Source organism: Steroidobacter gossypii (assembly GCF_016801985.1).
Taxonomy (GTDB): Bacteria; Pseudomonadota; Gammaproteobacteria; order Steroidobacterales; family Steroidobacteraceae; genus Steroidobacter; species Steroidobacter gossypii.
The window spans coordinates 720,018-733,441 of sequence record NZ_JAEVLS010000003.1 but is presented as its reverse complement, the minus strand read 5'-3'; the positions used below and the strand labels follow the sequence as shown (position 1 = coordinate 733,441).

The window sequence follows — 13,424 nt, the reverse complement described above, 5'->3', positions numbered from 1 at the left end:
CTGCCCGTCGGGTCCGGTTTCCAGGCTGACAGGCATACGAATGGATGCGGTGAACGGCTTCACGTTTCCTCCATCGTGCATAACAGAGGATGCTGGTGCTGACGCGCGTACGTGGTCACCTGCGCGACCTTGGTCTCGGCGATCTCGAAGGTGAAGACGCCGCACACCCCTTTGCCCTTGGTATGCACTTCAAGCATAACGCGCGTGGCCGTCGTACGATCCATGCCGAAGATACGTTCCAGCACATCCACGACGAATTCCATCGGCGTGTAGTCGTCGTTCAGCAGGACCACCTGATACAACGGAGGACGCTTGAGCTTTGGCTCGGCTTCCTCGGCGACCAGCTCCCGCTCATGCCGTGTGCTCTCTTCCGTCATCAACTTAACGCGCCACCAGTTCGCACTCTTTATAGGGGGGTTGCCCGGACATTACAAGGCAGCACCCATCGCACCGCACTTCGCCCGTCGCACGCTGTCGAAACGCCATTATCCAGCGGGGCGCGGCGACGCGTCACGACGGCGCAGCGGCCGAGGTCTATGATCGCCGCGAGCCGCTCGTGTCGGCCGACGCCGTCAGCGCAGGGCCCGGGATTCGGGCTTTTGCGACAGGGCTTTCATCAATGGGAACAATCTCTTGTGACAAACTAACGCCACTCCGTATCATGTCGGGCGCATGGGGGTCGGGCAAGTCCGCCGGTCGGACGCTGCGACCCGCCGGCGCGCCGCCGATTCAGGGACTGATCCGCCACCGGCTGCGGCACGAGCTGCGCCGTGAGCTCGCAATGGGTGGATGAAGAGCCGTTACAACCGCCGCCACTGGTTACGTATCCGAACGATGCCGCTGTCCGCCAAATTGCACGAATTTCAGAACCTGACGCCGCAGCAGTGGCTCGACCGCGTGTCACAGACGGCGCCGCAGGTCGTGATGGTCGTGCTGGTCATCGCCATCGCGTGGCAGCTGGTGCAACTCACCTGGCTGCTGCTCGATCGGGGGCCGCAGCCGCTGCCGCCGACCGCGCCCCCGCCGATGAACATTGCTCCGGTTCGCAGCGGCGTGGACATTCAGGCAATCGTGAACGCCCATCTGTTTGATGTCGCCGCGGCGGAAACTCAACCCGACGCGGCCAACGCGCCGGCGACGCAGATGAATCTGGTGTTGTCGGCAGTATTCGCCTCCGAGGACCCCGCCAAGGGCCTGGCCATCATCGGCGAGTCGTCGCAGTCGGCAAAAGTCTTCGCGGTCGGCGGCACGGTGCGACCGGGCACCAAATTGCACGCCGTGTATATCGATCGCGTCATTCTCGACCGCAACGGTAACCTGGAAGCATTGTCGCTGCCCAAGCGCTCCTCGGGCGCGCTGGTGATCAACCGCCCGCCGCCACCGGCGCAGAACCAGGTCGCCGACAACCTCCGGCGCATCGCCGAGAACAACCCGAGCGCCTTTGCCGAAATCATCCGACCTCAGCCGGTGTTCGCCAATGGCGTGCAACGCGGCTACCGGGTCTACCCGGGCCGTAATCGCGCCCAGTTCACCAAGCTGGGACTGGTGCCGGGCGATCTGGTGCTTTCAATCAATGGCACGCCGCTCGACGATCCCCAGCGCGGCATGGAAATTTTCAACACCATCGGCAGCGCCGATCGGGTCACGGTGACCGTGGAACGCAACGGTCAGTCGCAGGAGCTGACTTTGAACATGGCGCAGCTCAGCGTGCCCGATCCGAACGCGAGCCCGCGACCTGGCCAACGACCGAACGTGCAGCCGCGCTCCGCCGAATGAGCGCCTGCCCGCCAAGAACGAACGAATGCCTTTGCACAGTCAAGGACCGTCCATGACGATCTCTATTACTCCACTCGCAGGGAAGCCGGCCAGCGCGCTCAGCGGCAAACGCTCCGGCATTCTGGCGCTTACTTTGACGTGCCTGCTCACGTGCATGTCCGCTTCGGCTCAGCAGCCGCCTGCGCAGCAAGCGACCATCACGCCGGCGTTTCGTGACGCGGAGCTGACCGAGATCATCGATGCGGTCGCCACCATCACGGGCAAGACCTTCATCGTCGACCCGCGCGTGCGGGCGCAGGTGACCATCCGCTCATCCACGCCGATGACGCCGGATGCGTTCTATCAAACATTCCTGTCCATTCTGCAGGTGCATGGTTTCATCGCCGTGCCGAGCGGCGACAACATCAAGATCCTGCCCGACGCCAATGCGCGTCAGATCCCGGGCAACGATCTGCCGGGCAGCGTCAACCCGGACTCCGATGAAGTCGTCACGCAGGTGATCTCGGTGCGCAACATCAACGCCGCCCAGCTGGTGCCGGTGCTGCGGCCTTTGATCCCGCAGAACGGTCACCTGGTCGCCTACCCCGCCTCGAACATGCTGATCATCTCGGATCGGGCCAACAACATCTCGCGCATCATGCGCATCGTGCAGCGGCTCGATCAGGCCGGCGATGAAGAGATCGAGATCGTGCGCCTCGAGAACGCGAGCGCCTCGGAAATCGTGCGCGTGGTGAACGCGCTGTCACAAGGGGCTCAACAACAAGGCGAAGCGCCGGGCATGCAGGCCAAGCTCGTGGCGGATGATCGCACCAACAGCGTGCTGATCTCCGGTGAGAAGGGCCAACGCTTGCGATTGAAAGGCCTGGTGATGCACCTCGATACGCCGCTCGAATCCGGCGGCGACACGCAAGTCCGCTATCTCAATTACGCCGACGCAGAGCAGCTCGCCGGCAAGCTGAAGGAACAAGTGACCGGCATCACCCAGGCGCCCGCGGGCGCGCCGGGCGGCGCGGCCGGTGCGGCTGCCCCGGCCGCCGCTCAGGATCGCAACACCACGATCTGGGCCGACAAGCAAACCAATGCCCTGGTGATCACCGCCGCCCCCAAGATGATGCGGCAGATCATGCAGGTGGTGGACAAGCTCGACATCCGTCGCGCGCAGGTGCACCTCGAAGCGATCCTGGTCGAGATCACCCAGCAGCGCGCTGCCGAACTGGGCGTGAACTGGGCGATCTTCAGCGAAGAGGAAGGCACCACCATTCCCATCGGCACGTTCAATCAGTCGGTGGGAGGCACCAGCATTGGCAGCCTGGCCTCGGCCATCATCAATCCGGATGTGCTGGAATCTGGCAACGTGAGTCTACCCACCGGCCTGACCCTCGGCGCCGGCCTGATCGAAGAAGGCGGACTCAACTTCGCGCTGTTGTTACGTGCGCTGCGTAGCGACGGCAGCAGCAACATCCTGCAGACCCCTTCCATCACGACCCTCGACAACGAGGAGGCCGAGATCAAGGTCGCGCAGGAGGTGCCCTTCATCACCGGCCAATACACCAACACCGGCACCACCAACCAGGGCGCGGTCAATCCGTTCCAGACCATTCAGCGCGAAGAGGTCGGCAACATCCTCAAGATCACGCCGCAGATCAACGAAGGCACGGCGGTGCAGCTGAAGATCGAACAGGAGAATTCCGACCTCACCCAGGGCGTGCAGGGCGCGGTCGATCTGATCACCAACAAGCGCACCATCTCCACCACGGTGCTGGTCGAGGACGGCGGCGTGATCGTGCTCGGCGGGCTGATCAGCGACAGCGCCAACGAAGGTGAGGCGCGGGTGCCGATCCTGGGGAGTATTCCGATCCTCGGTGAGCTGTTTAAGACTCGCAACGGCAACAAGACCAAGCGTAATCTGATGGTGTTCATCCGTCCGACCATCCTGCGTGACGGCGTGGACGCGGCCATCGAGACCAACGCCAAGTACAACGTGCTGCGTAATCAGCAGCTGCAGCGTAAGAAAGGCAAAGTGACGTTGTTGCCGGGCGAACGCCAGCCGCTGCTGCCGCCGATCGAGGATCTGTCCAAGTACGCCGACCCGACCGCCGGCGCCGAAGCGCCCACGCCAGGCACCAGTCGCGAGATGCCGCCGCCGGCTGAAACTCAACCGCTGCCGGAGCAGACACCGCCGCCGGATCAACCGAGGCCGTGATCGACCGCCCCGCTGCGAAAGACAAGGTGTTGTCATGAGCGCACAAGTTGAAACTCTGGTCGCCGCGCGAGGCGCAGCGTCCGCGCCTGCAGCCGCCGCGTCGGCATTGTCGTTCACGTTCTGCAAACGTCACGGCGTGCTGGTGCAGAAGATCAGCGAGACATCCGCCGAGGTGGTGTATCGTCCGGGCGCGCATCCTGCTGCGATCGCGGAGCTGCGACGCGTGCTCGGCATGCCCTTGCAGCTGCGACGAGTCGAAGCGGAGACGTTCGATCAGCTGCTGCGTCAGCAGTACGAAGCCGGCAACTCCGCCATGCAGGCCGCCGGGGCAGGCGTCGAAGAGGACACCGACCTTGCGCATCTCGCGCAGGATCTGCCTGAGCCTTCGGACCTGCTCGAAAGCGACGACCAGGCGCCGATCATCAAACTGATCAACGCCATCCTCACCCAGGCGGTCAAGGACAACGCCTCCGATATTCACATCGAGCCGTTCGAGAATCGGCTCGTGGTGCGCTTCCGCGTCGATGGCGTCTTGCGTGAAGTGCTGCAATCCAAGCGCGCGGTCGCGCAGCTCGTGGTGTCGCGTATCAAAGTGATGTCGAAGCTCGACATCGCCGAGAAGCGCCTGCCTCAGGACGGTCGTATCTCCCTGCGCGTCGCCGGTCGCGCCGTCGACGTTCGCGTCTCGACGATTCCCGCAGGCCACGGCGAGCGCGTCGTGCTGCGTTTGCTGGACAAACAAGCGGGCCGGCTCGAGCTCAATGCGCTCGGCATGGATCCACGCTCGCAGAAGCTCATCGACGAGCTGATCCACAAGCCACACGGCATCATCCTGGTGACCGGGCCCACCGGCTCGGGCAAGACCACCACGCTCTACTCCGCGCTCGAGCGGATCAATGACAACACGCGCAATATCCTCACCGTCGAGGATCCGATCGAGTATTACATCGACGGCATCGGTCAGACGCAGGTGAACACCAAGGTCGAAATGACCTTTGCGCGCGGTCTGCGCGCCATCCTGCGTCAAGATCCGGACGTGGTGATGATCGGCGAAATCCGTGACCTCGAGACGGCGCACATCGCCGTGCAGGCGTCGCTGACCGGACACCTGGTGCTCTCGACGTTGCATACGAATACCGCCGTCGGCGCGGTCACGCGCTTGCGCGATATGGGCGTCGAGCCGTTCCTGTTGTCGTCGAGCTTGATCGGCGTGCTCGCTCAACGCCTCGTGCGCGTGCTGAACCCTGACACGCGCGAGGCGTATCCCGCCGGCGAATACGAGCGACGTTTGCTCAACGTGCCGGACAATGCGCCCTCGCCCACCTTGTACCGACCGGGCGCCGATGCGACCCAAGGATTCAAAGGGCGAACCGGCATTTATGAACTGGTGCTGGTCGATGACACCATGCGAACCATGATCCACGACGGGGCGAGCGAGCAGGAACTGGAACGTTACGCTCGCACGCTCACCCCAAGCATCCGCGACGACGGTCGCGCCAAGGTGCTCTCCGGCGTCACCACCGTCGAGGAAGTGCTGCGCGTCACACGCGAAGATTAATCACACATGGGTGCTTTCGAATACACCGCGGTCGATGCCTCCGGCCGCGAACGCAAGGGCGTGCTGGAAGGCGATACCGCAAGACAAGTCCGTCAGCTGCTGCGTGATCAGGCGCTACTGCCGCTGGCGGTCAACGAGGTCTCGCAGAGCGAACAGAAACAACGCGAGTCGCGCTTTACGTTGAAGCGCGGCGTGTCAGCGGCGGATCTCGCACTGCTGACACGACAGATCGCCACCTTGGTGCGCTCGGGCCTGCCATTGGAAGAAGCGCTCGCCGCGGTGTCAGAGCAAACCGAGAAGCCGCGAGTGCGCAGCATCGTCATGGGCGTGCGCGCCAAGGTCATGGAAGGTCACACGCTCGCCGATGGCTTGTCTGATTTTCCGACCGTCTTCCCAGAGCTCTACATCGCAACCGTCGCCGCCGGCGAACAGTCGGGGCACCTCGACACCGTGCTCGAGCGGCTCGCCGATTACACCGAGAACCGTGAGCAACTGCGCAGCCGCACCGTGAACGCGATGCTGTATCCGGTGCTGCTGTTCATCGTGTGTATCTCCATCGTCGCCCTGCTGCTCACCTTCGTGGTGCCCAAGATCGTCAAGCAGTTCGAAAACTCCAAGGCCGAGCTGCCCATGCTCACGCAGGTGCTGATCGCGATCTCCGACTTCCTGCGCGACTGGGGCTGGCTGGTGGTGGTCGGTCTGGTGCTTGCGGTGCTGGGTTTCAGGCGCTGGTTGCGCGATCCGAATGCACGACGCCGCTTTCATGCCGCACTGCTGCGTCTGCCCTTGTTCGGCAAGGTGGTGCGGGGCTCGAACACCGCACGCTTCGCGCGCACCTTTTCCACGTTGACGTCGAGCGCCGTGCCGGTGCTCGAAGCGCTGCGCATCTCCGGCGAAGTGGTCACCAACCTGCCGATGCGCGATGCGGTTCAGGATGCCGCCACGCGAGTTCGCGAAGGCGCGCCCATCGGCAAGTCGCTGGGCTCGGCGAAAATATTCCCGCCGATGATGATTCACCTCATCTCCAGCGGCGAGTCGAGCGGCGAATTGGAAACCATGCTGGACCGCGCCGCCACCAACCAGGAGCGCGAGATGGACTCGATCCTGAGCGCGGCGGTGGGTCTGCTCGGGCCCCTGATGATCCTGTTCATGGGCGGCATGGTGTTGCTCATCGTGCTGGCCATGCTGCTGCCGATCTTCCAGCTCAATACGTTGATTAGATGAGAGATCGCGTGGCGGCCGGGGGCCGCGCCGACGACTGGTTCACCGAATTGGCAAAGACGCTATTGCGGGAGTGCAGTCTTCCCTCTATATACTCGCGCCATAACTCACCCTGGGGCGTTGCGGCAATTTGCGGGATCGCCGTCGATGAGCGAGAAGCCGGAATCCGAAGAGTTCGATGATGAAGAGGACGACGGCGGCGCCGTCGAATCCGAGGACCTCGATGTCGATCATTTGATCGCCGACATCGACAAGCGCAAGAAAAACGTCACCAAGGCCGGCGAGCCCGCCTGGCGTCGACTGGAGCGCATTCGCGAAGAACGCGAGACGGCCGCACAGCTGTCTGATTTCGACGACTACGAAATCGGATTGGACGAGGAGGACGCGAGCGGCGACGACGAATCGGTCGGCGACGTCTGATTCGCGCCCGCAATCCGCCGACGCACTTCGGATCAGCAACCCAGACGGCTTGTCTGATTGTCTCGGATCGGTAGGAACCGATCCGAGGGGGCGACCGTTCCAGCATCCATTGCATGGACGGATGCACGGCATGATCCACCCCACGCCATCGACGCGAGCGCCACGTCGCACGCCTGCAAAGAAAAGCACGCGTGAGTCGCACACGCCAACGACTGCCCGACCCACTGCACGCTCGCTCACAGCGTTGCGCGAGGAAGCGGCGCATTGTCGTGCCTGTCCACTATGGAGGAACGCCACCCAGACGGTATTTGGGGAAGGTCGCGCCACCGCGCGCATCGTGCTGATCGGTGAACAACCCGGTGACCGTGAAGACCTCACGGGCAAACCGTTCGTCGGACCGGCGGGCAAACTATTGGATCGAGCCCTGCAGGCAGCCGGCGTCGAGCGCCGCGCAACCTATGTGACAAACGCCGTCAAACATTTCAAGTTCGAGCCGCGCGGCAAACGTCGCATTCACAAAAAACCCAACGAACAGGAAATCTCCATCTGCCAGCAGCACTGGCTCGACAATGAGCTGCGACTCATCGCGCCAGCGCTCGTGGTTGCGATGGGCGCAACCGCCGCGCGCGCCGTGTTCGGTCGCGCCACTGCGATCGGCAAGAATCGCGGTCACGTCATCAAGGAAAAGGAACTCGCAGGCTCGGTCACGGCGGATGTGATCGTGACGGTGCATCCGTCCTACCTGCTGCGCGTGCCGGATGAAGATCGCGACGCGGCCTTTCAACAGTTCGTCGAAGACCTGAAGCTTGCGAGGACGTACGCGCCTGCTTGATGCGACTAATGCGGCGGCAGGGTCGCGTCGGGACGGAAGTCGAGACGCTCGTTGTTGCTGGTCGGCACGCAGAAGATGCCGATCGGGCTCGAGCGGCCTCGCAGCACCAGCGAGGGCAACGGCATGGCGCCCACATCGACGCCGCGCTCATCGAGCCATGTCTTCACCGCATCCGAGAACAACATCTCGCCCGCGCGGGCGCGCTGACCCAGCCGCGAGGCGACGTTCACCGTATCGCCGATGATGGTGTAGTTCATGTACGAGGGCGAGCCGATGTTGCCTGCGATCACCTCGCCCACGTTGATGCCGATGCCCAGACCGGTCTCCACGCCGTAGCGCTGCGTCCAGCGATGCGCGAGGCCGGCGAATTTCTCGAGCATGAGCTTGGCGGCGAGAATGGCGCGCTCGGCACCATCCTCCTGCGCCACCGGCACGCCGAAGCCCACCAGCAGGCTGTCGCCCGCCATGCTGAACACCGTGCCTTCGTATTCGAAAGTGATATCGGTCAGCAGCTTGAAGAACTCGTTCAGCAGCTCGACCACCTGTTCAGGATTGAGCCGTTCAGACAGCGCGGTGAAGCCGCGCATATCGGCAAACATCACCGCCACCTGCGTGCGCTTGTGGGTGCCTGCAAACATCGAGTCGAGCAGCTCGGGGCTGGCGAGAATCTGATCGGCGAGCTTCGGAGAAATGTACCGACGGAACGCGGCGCGAATCAGCTCGCGGCGCTTGACCTCCTCGGCCAGCTGCTCGGCGGCGAGCTGTCGACGCGCAGCGCTCACCTTCAGCAACGAGCGCACGCGGACCATGAACTCGTCGCGACGCACCTGATGGGTCAGGAAGTCATCGACGCCGGCCTCAAACGCAAGCAGGCGTTGCTTGGCGGATTTCGCAAGCCCCACCAACGGCACCAGCAAGGTGGTGGGATTGGCTTTGAGCACGCCGCACACGCGAGTGAGCGTAGTGGCGTCGGCTTCCACATCGATCACGATCAGATCGGGCGCGCGACGCGCGACGCTCGCGATCACCTGGTCGGGCGCGACCATATCGTCGATCACGAAATCCGAGCCATCCAGCAACCGTTCGAGCAACGCACGGCTCGACTCGGAGCTGCTCACCAGCAATGTTCTGAACGTCGCGGAAAGAGTCGCGGACATCGTCCGTAATTCCTCGTGGTCACTGCGCTTCCCCACTCGTCAGGCTGGCCATTCATCATTGCGGGCTCATCGTCAGGGCCTGGGCATCGATCAGGATGCGGCCTGTGTTGATGCGGACCCCTCGCTGGAGATGAGGTGCAAGGGATAGCCCATCTTTTTCGGCAAGACGATCAGGGCATGTCACACGGAACTCACCGTCGCGCCCGGAAGCATCTCGGGCATGACGGAAAGTGCGTAAAGACATTTACATGGCGGCGAATCCTACCGGCAATGCGCAGCGAACGCCAAGCCGTTCACACTTTCGCTCGGGTTTCGTCGGGGCGCTGGCGGAGTTCTGTCAAAAAAGCGGGCCTCGCAGCGGAAAACCCGCTCTCGCCGACTACACTAGCGCGCGAATGTATCGGCCCCGACAGGATGCGTACCCGTTGATCCTTCAGACCTCGAAACCGCCGGCCCTGTTCGCCTTGTCACGGCCCGCTTTGTCATGGCGGGCTTCGTCATGGCCGCCTCTGTCAATGCGCACGTTGTTCTGGATCGCCCTTCTGGCCGCGGCCAGGCCCGCGATCGCGGCCGAGACCGCCTACTACGACGCCGCCTACCGCGCGGCCTTCAAGCCCGGGATCGCCCATGCCCAGGTGCAGCTCGATGTGTCGGGCGAGAAGCTGCCGAGCAAGCTGGTGCTGCGGATCGATCCGAAGCGCTATCGAAACTTCCGCTCCAACGAGCCGCTCGAGGTCAGCGCCGACGAGGTGATCTGGCGACCCCAGGGCAAGCGCTCGAGCCTGAGCTACGAGTTCATCGTCAACCATCAGCGCTCCTCGGGCAGCTACGACTCGTACATGACTTCGAGCTGGGCGTTGTTTCGCGGCGATAAGCTTGCCCCCCGCACGCGGGTCACGGCGGCGCGCAGCTTACGTTCGCGCACCACGCTCGAATTCGATCTGCCGAAAGGCTGGTCCGCCGTCACGCCGTATGCGGCCTCCGGCGAGCAGCGCATTCGCATCGACGATCCGACCCGTCGCTTCGATCAGCCCGAAGGCTGGATGCTGATCGGCAAGCTCGGCGTGCGCAGCGAGCGCATCGGCCACGTGAATGCGGTGATCGCCGCGCCTGAAGGCGATAACGCGCGCCGCCAGGACGCCCTCGCCTTCATGAACTGGAATCTGCCCAAGCTGCTGGAGGTGTTTCCCGACTTTCCCAAGCGCGTGCTCATCGTCTCCGCCGGCGATCCGATGTGGCGCGGCGGTCTGTCGGGTCCGGCCTCGATCTTTTTGCATTCGGACCGGCCGCTGATCAGCGAGAACCGCACCAGTCCGCTGTTGCATGAACTGGTGCACGTGGCGCTCGGCATTCGCGGCGACAAGGAGAGCGACTGGATCGTCGAGGGCCTCGCCGAGTTTTATTCCATACAAACTTTGCGTCGCTCCGGCGGCATCGGCCAGAAACGCTATGAGCAGGCAGTGGAGAATCTGCAGAAGTGGGCGCAACGCGCGCCGACGCTGTTCGCCCGGAGCTCAACGGGCGCAACGACTGCGCGCGCCGTGCTGGTGTTTCAAGCAGTGGATGCAGAAATTCGCAAGGTCACCAACAACACGGCCAGCCTGGACGATGTCGCGCGCAAGCTCGCCGCCAGGCGCGGCGAGATCAGTCTCACCGAGCTGCAAGAGATCGGCGAGCAAGTCGCGGGCAAGCCGCTGCAATCGCTGCGAAGGGAAATGCTTACGAAGCCTCTGGCTGAACCAGGGCCGTAATCTTCATCGCCGTCTCGAGCGCGCGCAGCCCATCTTCGCCGGTGACCACCGGCGTGCTGCGTTCACGCACGGCCTTCAGAAACGCTTCGATCTCGGCGAGCAGCGCATCGCCCTGATCGAACGATTGCTCTTCGATCGAGACCTGCGCGGGGGACTCCACCGGCGCCTCGCCTTCTTTCTTGCGAATCACGGTGAGGATCTTCTGTTGCATGTCCACCGACAGATACGCATCGTCCTGGAAGATGCGGATCTTGCGCTCCTGCTTGAGGCTGATGCGGCTCGCCGTGGTGTTGGCGACGCAGCCGCCCTGGAAACGCAGACGCGCATTCACGATATCGATCTCGCCCGAGAACACCGTGGCGCCGACCGCATCGATGCTCTCGATCGGCGTGCCCACCAGCTCCTGGATCAGATCGATGTCATGAATCATCAGATCCAACACCACGCTCACATCCGTGCCGCGTTGTTTGAATGGCGCGAGACGATGGGATTCGACGAAGCGCGGGGTATGCAGGCGCGCCGCGGCCGCCAGCACCGCCGGATTGAAGCGCTCCAGATGTCCCACCTGCAGAATACGCCTGTGAATGCGCGCCAGATCCACCAGCTCACGCGCCTCCTCCACCGTCGTGGCGATCGGCTTTTCGATCAGCACGTCGATGCCCTGTTTCAGCAGGTCGCAGCCGATCTTGTGATGCAACGGCGTCGGCACCGCCACGCTCACCGCATCCACCTTGCCGATCAGCTCGCGATAATCGGAGATGGCCTGGGTGCCCAGTTCAGCGGCCACCTTGGCGCACGCCTCGGCATTTGCATCCACCACCGCCACGAGCTTCGAACCCGCAATCTGTGCGTACTTCTGCGCATGAAACCGGCCGAGATACCCAACGCCGATCACGGCGGTGCGCAGCGGCTGAGTCGCGTGGGTGGCATCTGACATCACGAATTCCTTGGGCCGGGAAGAAAGATCGCGATCATAGCCGCAGCCGACGGCCATCGCCCGGGGGCGACCTCCCATCCGGGATGAGTTGCGAGCCAGGAGCGCAGCCGCCAAGATGCGCGGCGATTTTTTGAAGCATACGGGACCGCATGAACGCAGCCGCCTACTCCCACGACGATGACGCGCCGAGCGACGAGGCGCGCCGCCAGCGTCGTGTGCGCTTCGAGGTGATCTTCGCCAGTCTGTGGCTGGCGTTCGGTCTGTTCGTGCTGCCGGCGCTGATCTTCTGGGTCGGCTCGGCGCTGCTCGGCGCGTATGGAGAAAACGCGGGTCTGAGTACGTTCTACGTCGATTTCTATGGCGACCTGGCCGATGCCTCGGGGCGCGCCTGGATCATCGCGCTCGGCCCGCTGCTGCTGATCTATCTGCTGCGTGCGATTTTCATCGGCGTGAAGGACGAACCCAGCGCGCGCCGCGATGTCGAAGAGGAAGCGTCGCCGAGCCCACCGCGTCGCGCGGCGCCCAAGGCGGCCCCCAGAAATGAGCCGAAGCGCACACCGACGCCTCGCGCTCGGGTCGAACCGCGCATCGGCCGGGAATGAGTCTTTGGTACGGAGCTGTTCGAATCCGCGCTTTACGCCACAACGAATCCACTCATGCAAGCGACGTGATCCAGTTCACAGTTCCACGGCAAACAATGCGACCCGCCGGAGGCCGGCGGTGTACGCTGCAAGCGACTGATAACACAAAGATTCTGTTGGATTTTTTTACACTTTATCTTGGGAAGAAGAAAAAATGCGTGGTTGGCTGGCCCGTTTATTCGGCGGCCGGAAGGGGCATGAGGACGATGAGCCGGCGCGCTTCGCGCCGCCTTCGCCGGGCGCCCTCCGAGCCATGAAGAATTCGTCACGTTTCGGTTCGTCGCAGCTTTCGAGCAAGAGCGGTTCATCCAAGATCGGCTCGCCCCGGCGTGGTATTCACGCCGATCTAGTGGCCGACAAGGTCAAAAGTGGTTTCGATCCCTACAACAGCGGTTCCTTCGAACGCCATAACGCCTGGGAGCGCGTCATCCGCCGCTAGCCGTCGCCGGCTCGGCTCCTGGCGCGTTTTGAGGGTTTGTCCCCGGATCGATTCGGGGACAAATTCCCAACGCCCGGCGCATTCTGCGAGTCACTCCATGACTCGCCCTGTGAATCGCCCTGCAAATCCTCCTGCGACTCGCTATGGCAGCTACTCGGGCCAGTACATGTACGCGATGCCGGCGATCACCGCCCACATCGCCAGCTGCGCGATCCAGCGCCATCTGAGCGACTTGAGCAAGCCCAGCAGACTCGCGCCGGACACCGCCGCAAGCACCAGAAAGGCCGCGCTGCCCCGGAGCAGCGCCGGGAACTCGCTGCTCATTGCCGGGTTGCTTCCCTTGAGGACCAGGAAAATGACCACCACTCCCAGCAGGCCGAAGCTGATGGCGGCGGCCGAGCCGAATACGATGGCGTTCAGCACCGCAAGCGGACGCATCAGCGCCTCCCGTCCTGCGCGGCAGGACGATGGCCGGTTGAGTGAAGGCCG

13 protein-coding genes are annotated in these 13,424 nt (G+C 63.4%); 9 read left to right on the top strand and 4 right to left on the bottom strand.

Features of this window, described 5'->3' with window-relative positions; translation table 11 throughout:
• Positions 1-59: 59 nt before the first annotated feature.
• The gene (gene clpS / locus JM946_RS16905) at positions 60-377 is read right to left on the bottom strand and encodes an ATP-dependent Clp protease adapter ClpS (protein ID WP_129645834.1); all 318 of its coding nucleotides are present in this window, start codon (positions 375-377) and stop codon (positions 60-62) included.
• Between the two features lie 457 nt (positions 378-834).
• Between clpS and gspC the strand changes: the two genes are divergently transcribed.
• The 6 genes from gspC to JM946_RS16875 all read left to right on the top strand — a co-directional run bounded on the left by gspC (position 835) and on the right by JM946_RS16875 (position 8,010).
• Positions 835-1,776 (top strand): type II secretion system protein GspC, encoded by a 942-nt coding sequence (gene gspC, locus JM946_RS16900; RefSeq protein ID WP_203168516.1) that lies wholly within the window; start codon positions 835-837, stop codon positions 1,774-1,776.
• A gap of 52 nt (positions 1,777-1,828) precedes the next feature.
• Positions 1,829-3,979 carry a type II secretion system secretin GspD gene (gspD, locus tag JM946_RS16895; protein ID WP_203168515.1) on the top strand — a complete coding sequence of 717 codons (2,151 nt, stop codon included), beginning with the start codon at positions 1,829-1,831 and terminating at the stop codon, positions 3,977-3,979.
• A gap of 34 nt (positions 3,980-4,013) precedes the next feature.
• Positions 4,014-5,537, top strand: a complete 1,524-nt coding sequence (gene gspE, locus JM946_RS16890) for a type II secretion system ATPase GspE (protein ID WP_203168514.1) — start codon at positions 4,014-4,016, stop codon at positions 5,535-5,537.
• Between the two features lie 6 nt (positions 5,538-5,543).
• The gene (gene gspF, locus JM946_RS16885) at positions 5,544-6,761 is read left to right on the top strand and encodes a type II secretion system inner membrane protein GspF (RefSeq protein ID WP_203168513.1); all 1,218 of its coding nucleotides are present in this window, start codon (positions 5,544-5,546) and stop codon (positions 6,759-6,761) included.
• A 144-nt stretch (positions 6,762-6,905) separates the two neighbouring features.
• On the top strand, positions 6,906-7,178 hold the full coding sequence (locus JM946_RS16880; RefSeq protein ID WP_203168512.1) for a hypothetical protein: 273 nt from the start codon (positions 6,906-6,908) through the stop codon (positions 7,176-7,178).
• A 130-nt stretch (positions 7,179-7,308) separates the two neighbouring features.
• Positions 7,309-8,010, top strand: coding sequence for a UdgX family uracil-DNA binding protein (locus JM946_RS16875; RefSeq protein WP_203168511.1), 702 nt, complete (start codon positions 7,309-7,311; stop codon positions 8,008-8,010).
• A 5-nt stretch (positions 8,011-8,015) separates the two neighbouring features.
• Here the strand turns inward: JM946_RS16875 and JM946_RS16870 are convergent, their stop codons facing one another.
• The gene (locus tag JM946_RS16870; protein ID WP_203168510.1) at positions 8,016-9,167 is read right to left on the bottom strand and encodes an adenylate/guanylate cyclase domain-containing protein; all 1,152 of its coding nucleotides are present in this window, start codon (positions 9,165-9,167) and stop codon (positions 8,016-8,018) included.
• Between the two features lie 515 nt (positions 9,168-9,682).
• Here JM946_RS16870 and JM946_RS16865 point away from each other — a divergent pair.
• Complete coding sequence (locus JM946_RS16865; RefSeq protein ID WP_203168509.1) at positions 9,683-10,918, top strand: hypothetical protein; 1,236 nt, start codon at positions 9,683-9,685, stop codon at positions 10,916-10,918.
• Here the strand turns inward: JM946_RS16865 and JM946_RS16860 are convergent.
• Entirely contained in the window at positions 10,887-11,855 is a 969-nt protein-coding gene (locus JM946_RS16860; protein ID WP_203168508.1) for a Gfo/Idh/MocA family protein, read from the bottom strand. The two genes, JM946_RS16865 and JM946_RS16860, sit on opposite strands and share 32 nt — an antisense overlap.
• 149 nt (positions 11,856-12,004) lie before the next feature.
• Between JM946_RS16860 and JM946_RS16855 the strand changes: the two genes are divergently transcribed.
• Positions 12,005-12,457 carry a hypothetical protein gene (locus tag JM946_RS16855; RefSeq protein ID WP_203168507.1) on the top strand — a complete coding sequence of 151 codons (453 nt, stop codon included), beginning with the start codon at positions 12,005-12,007 and terminating at the stop codon, positions 12,455-12,457.
• A 193-nt stretch (positions 12,458-12,650) separates the two neighbouring features.
• The gene (locus JM946_RS16850) at positions 12,651-12,935 is read left to right on the top strand and encodes a hypothetical protein (RefSeq protein WP_203168506.1); all 285 of its coding nucleotides are present in this window, start codon (positions 12,651-12,653) and stop codon (positions 12,933-12,935) included.
• A gap of 150 nt (positions 12,936-13,085) precedes the next feature.
• On the opposite strand, the gene JM946_RS16845 is transcribed toward JM946_RS16850, so the two are convergent.
• Entirely contained in the window at positions 13,086-13,373 is a 288-nt protein-coding gene (locus tag JM946_RS16845; RefSeq protein ID WP_203168505.1) for a hypothetical protein, read from the bottom strand.
• Positions 13,374-13,424: the final 51 nt, after the last annotated feature.

Excerpts from the sequence above, each read along its gene's own strand:
- clpS (WP_129645834.1), bottom strand. The coding sequence starts at position 377 with ATGACGGAAGAGAGCACACGGCATGAGCGGGAGCTGGTCGCCGAGGAA.
- gspC (WP_203168516.1), top strand. The coding sequence starts at position 835 with ATGCCGCTGTCCGCCAAATTGCACGAATTTCAGAACCTGACGCCGCAG.
- gspD (WP_203168515.1), top strand. The coding sequence starts at position 1,829 with ATGACGATCTCTATTACTCCACTCGCAGGGAAGCCGGCCAGCGCGCTC.
- gspE (WP_203168514.1), top strand. The coding sequence starts at position 4,014 with ATGAGCGCACAAGTTGAAACTCTGGTCGCCGCGCGAGGCGCAGCGTCC.
- gspF (WP_203168513.1), top strand. The coding sequence starts at position 5,544 with ATGGGTGCTTTCGAATACACCGCGGTCGATGCCTCCGGCCGCGAACGC.
- JM946_RS16880 (WP_203168512.1), top strand. The coding sequence starts at position 6,906 with ATGAGCGAGAAGCCGGAATCCGAAGAGTTCGATGATGAAGAGGACGAC.
- JM946_RS16875 (WP_203168511.1), top strand. The coding sequence starts at position 7,309 with ATGATCCACCCCACGCCATCGACGCGAGCGCCACGTCGCACGCCTGCA.
- JM946_RS16870 (WP_203168510.1), bottom strand. The coding sequence starts at position 9,167 with ATGTCCGCGACTCTTTCCGCGACGTTCAGAACATTGCTGGTGAGCAGC.
- JM946_RS16865 (WP_203168509.1), top strand. The coding sequence starts at position 9,683 with ATGCGCACGTTGTTCTGGATCGCCCTTCTGGCCGCGGCCAGGCCCGCG.
- JM946_RS16860 (WP_203168508.1), bottom strand. The coding sequence starts at position 11,855 with ATGTCAGATGCCACCCACGCGACTCAGCCGCTGCGCACCGCCGTGATC.
- JM946_RS16855 (WP_203168507.1), top strand. The coding sequence starts at position 12,005 with ATGAACGCAGCCGCCTACTCCCACGACGATGACGCGCCGAGCGACGAG.
- JM946_RS16850 (WP_203168506.1), top strand. The coding sequence starts at position 12,651 with ATGCGTGGTTGGCTGGCCCGTTTATTCGGCGGCCGGAAGGGGCATGAG.
- JM946_RS16845 (WP_203168505.1), bottom strand. The coding sequence starts at position 13,373 with ATGCGTCCGCTTGCGGTGCTGAACGCCATCGTATTCGGCTCGGCCGCC.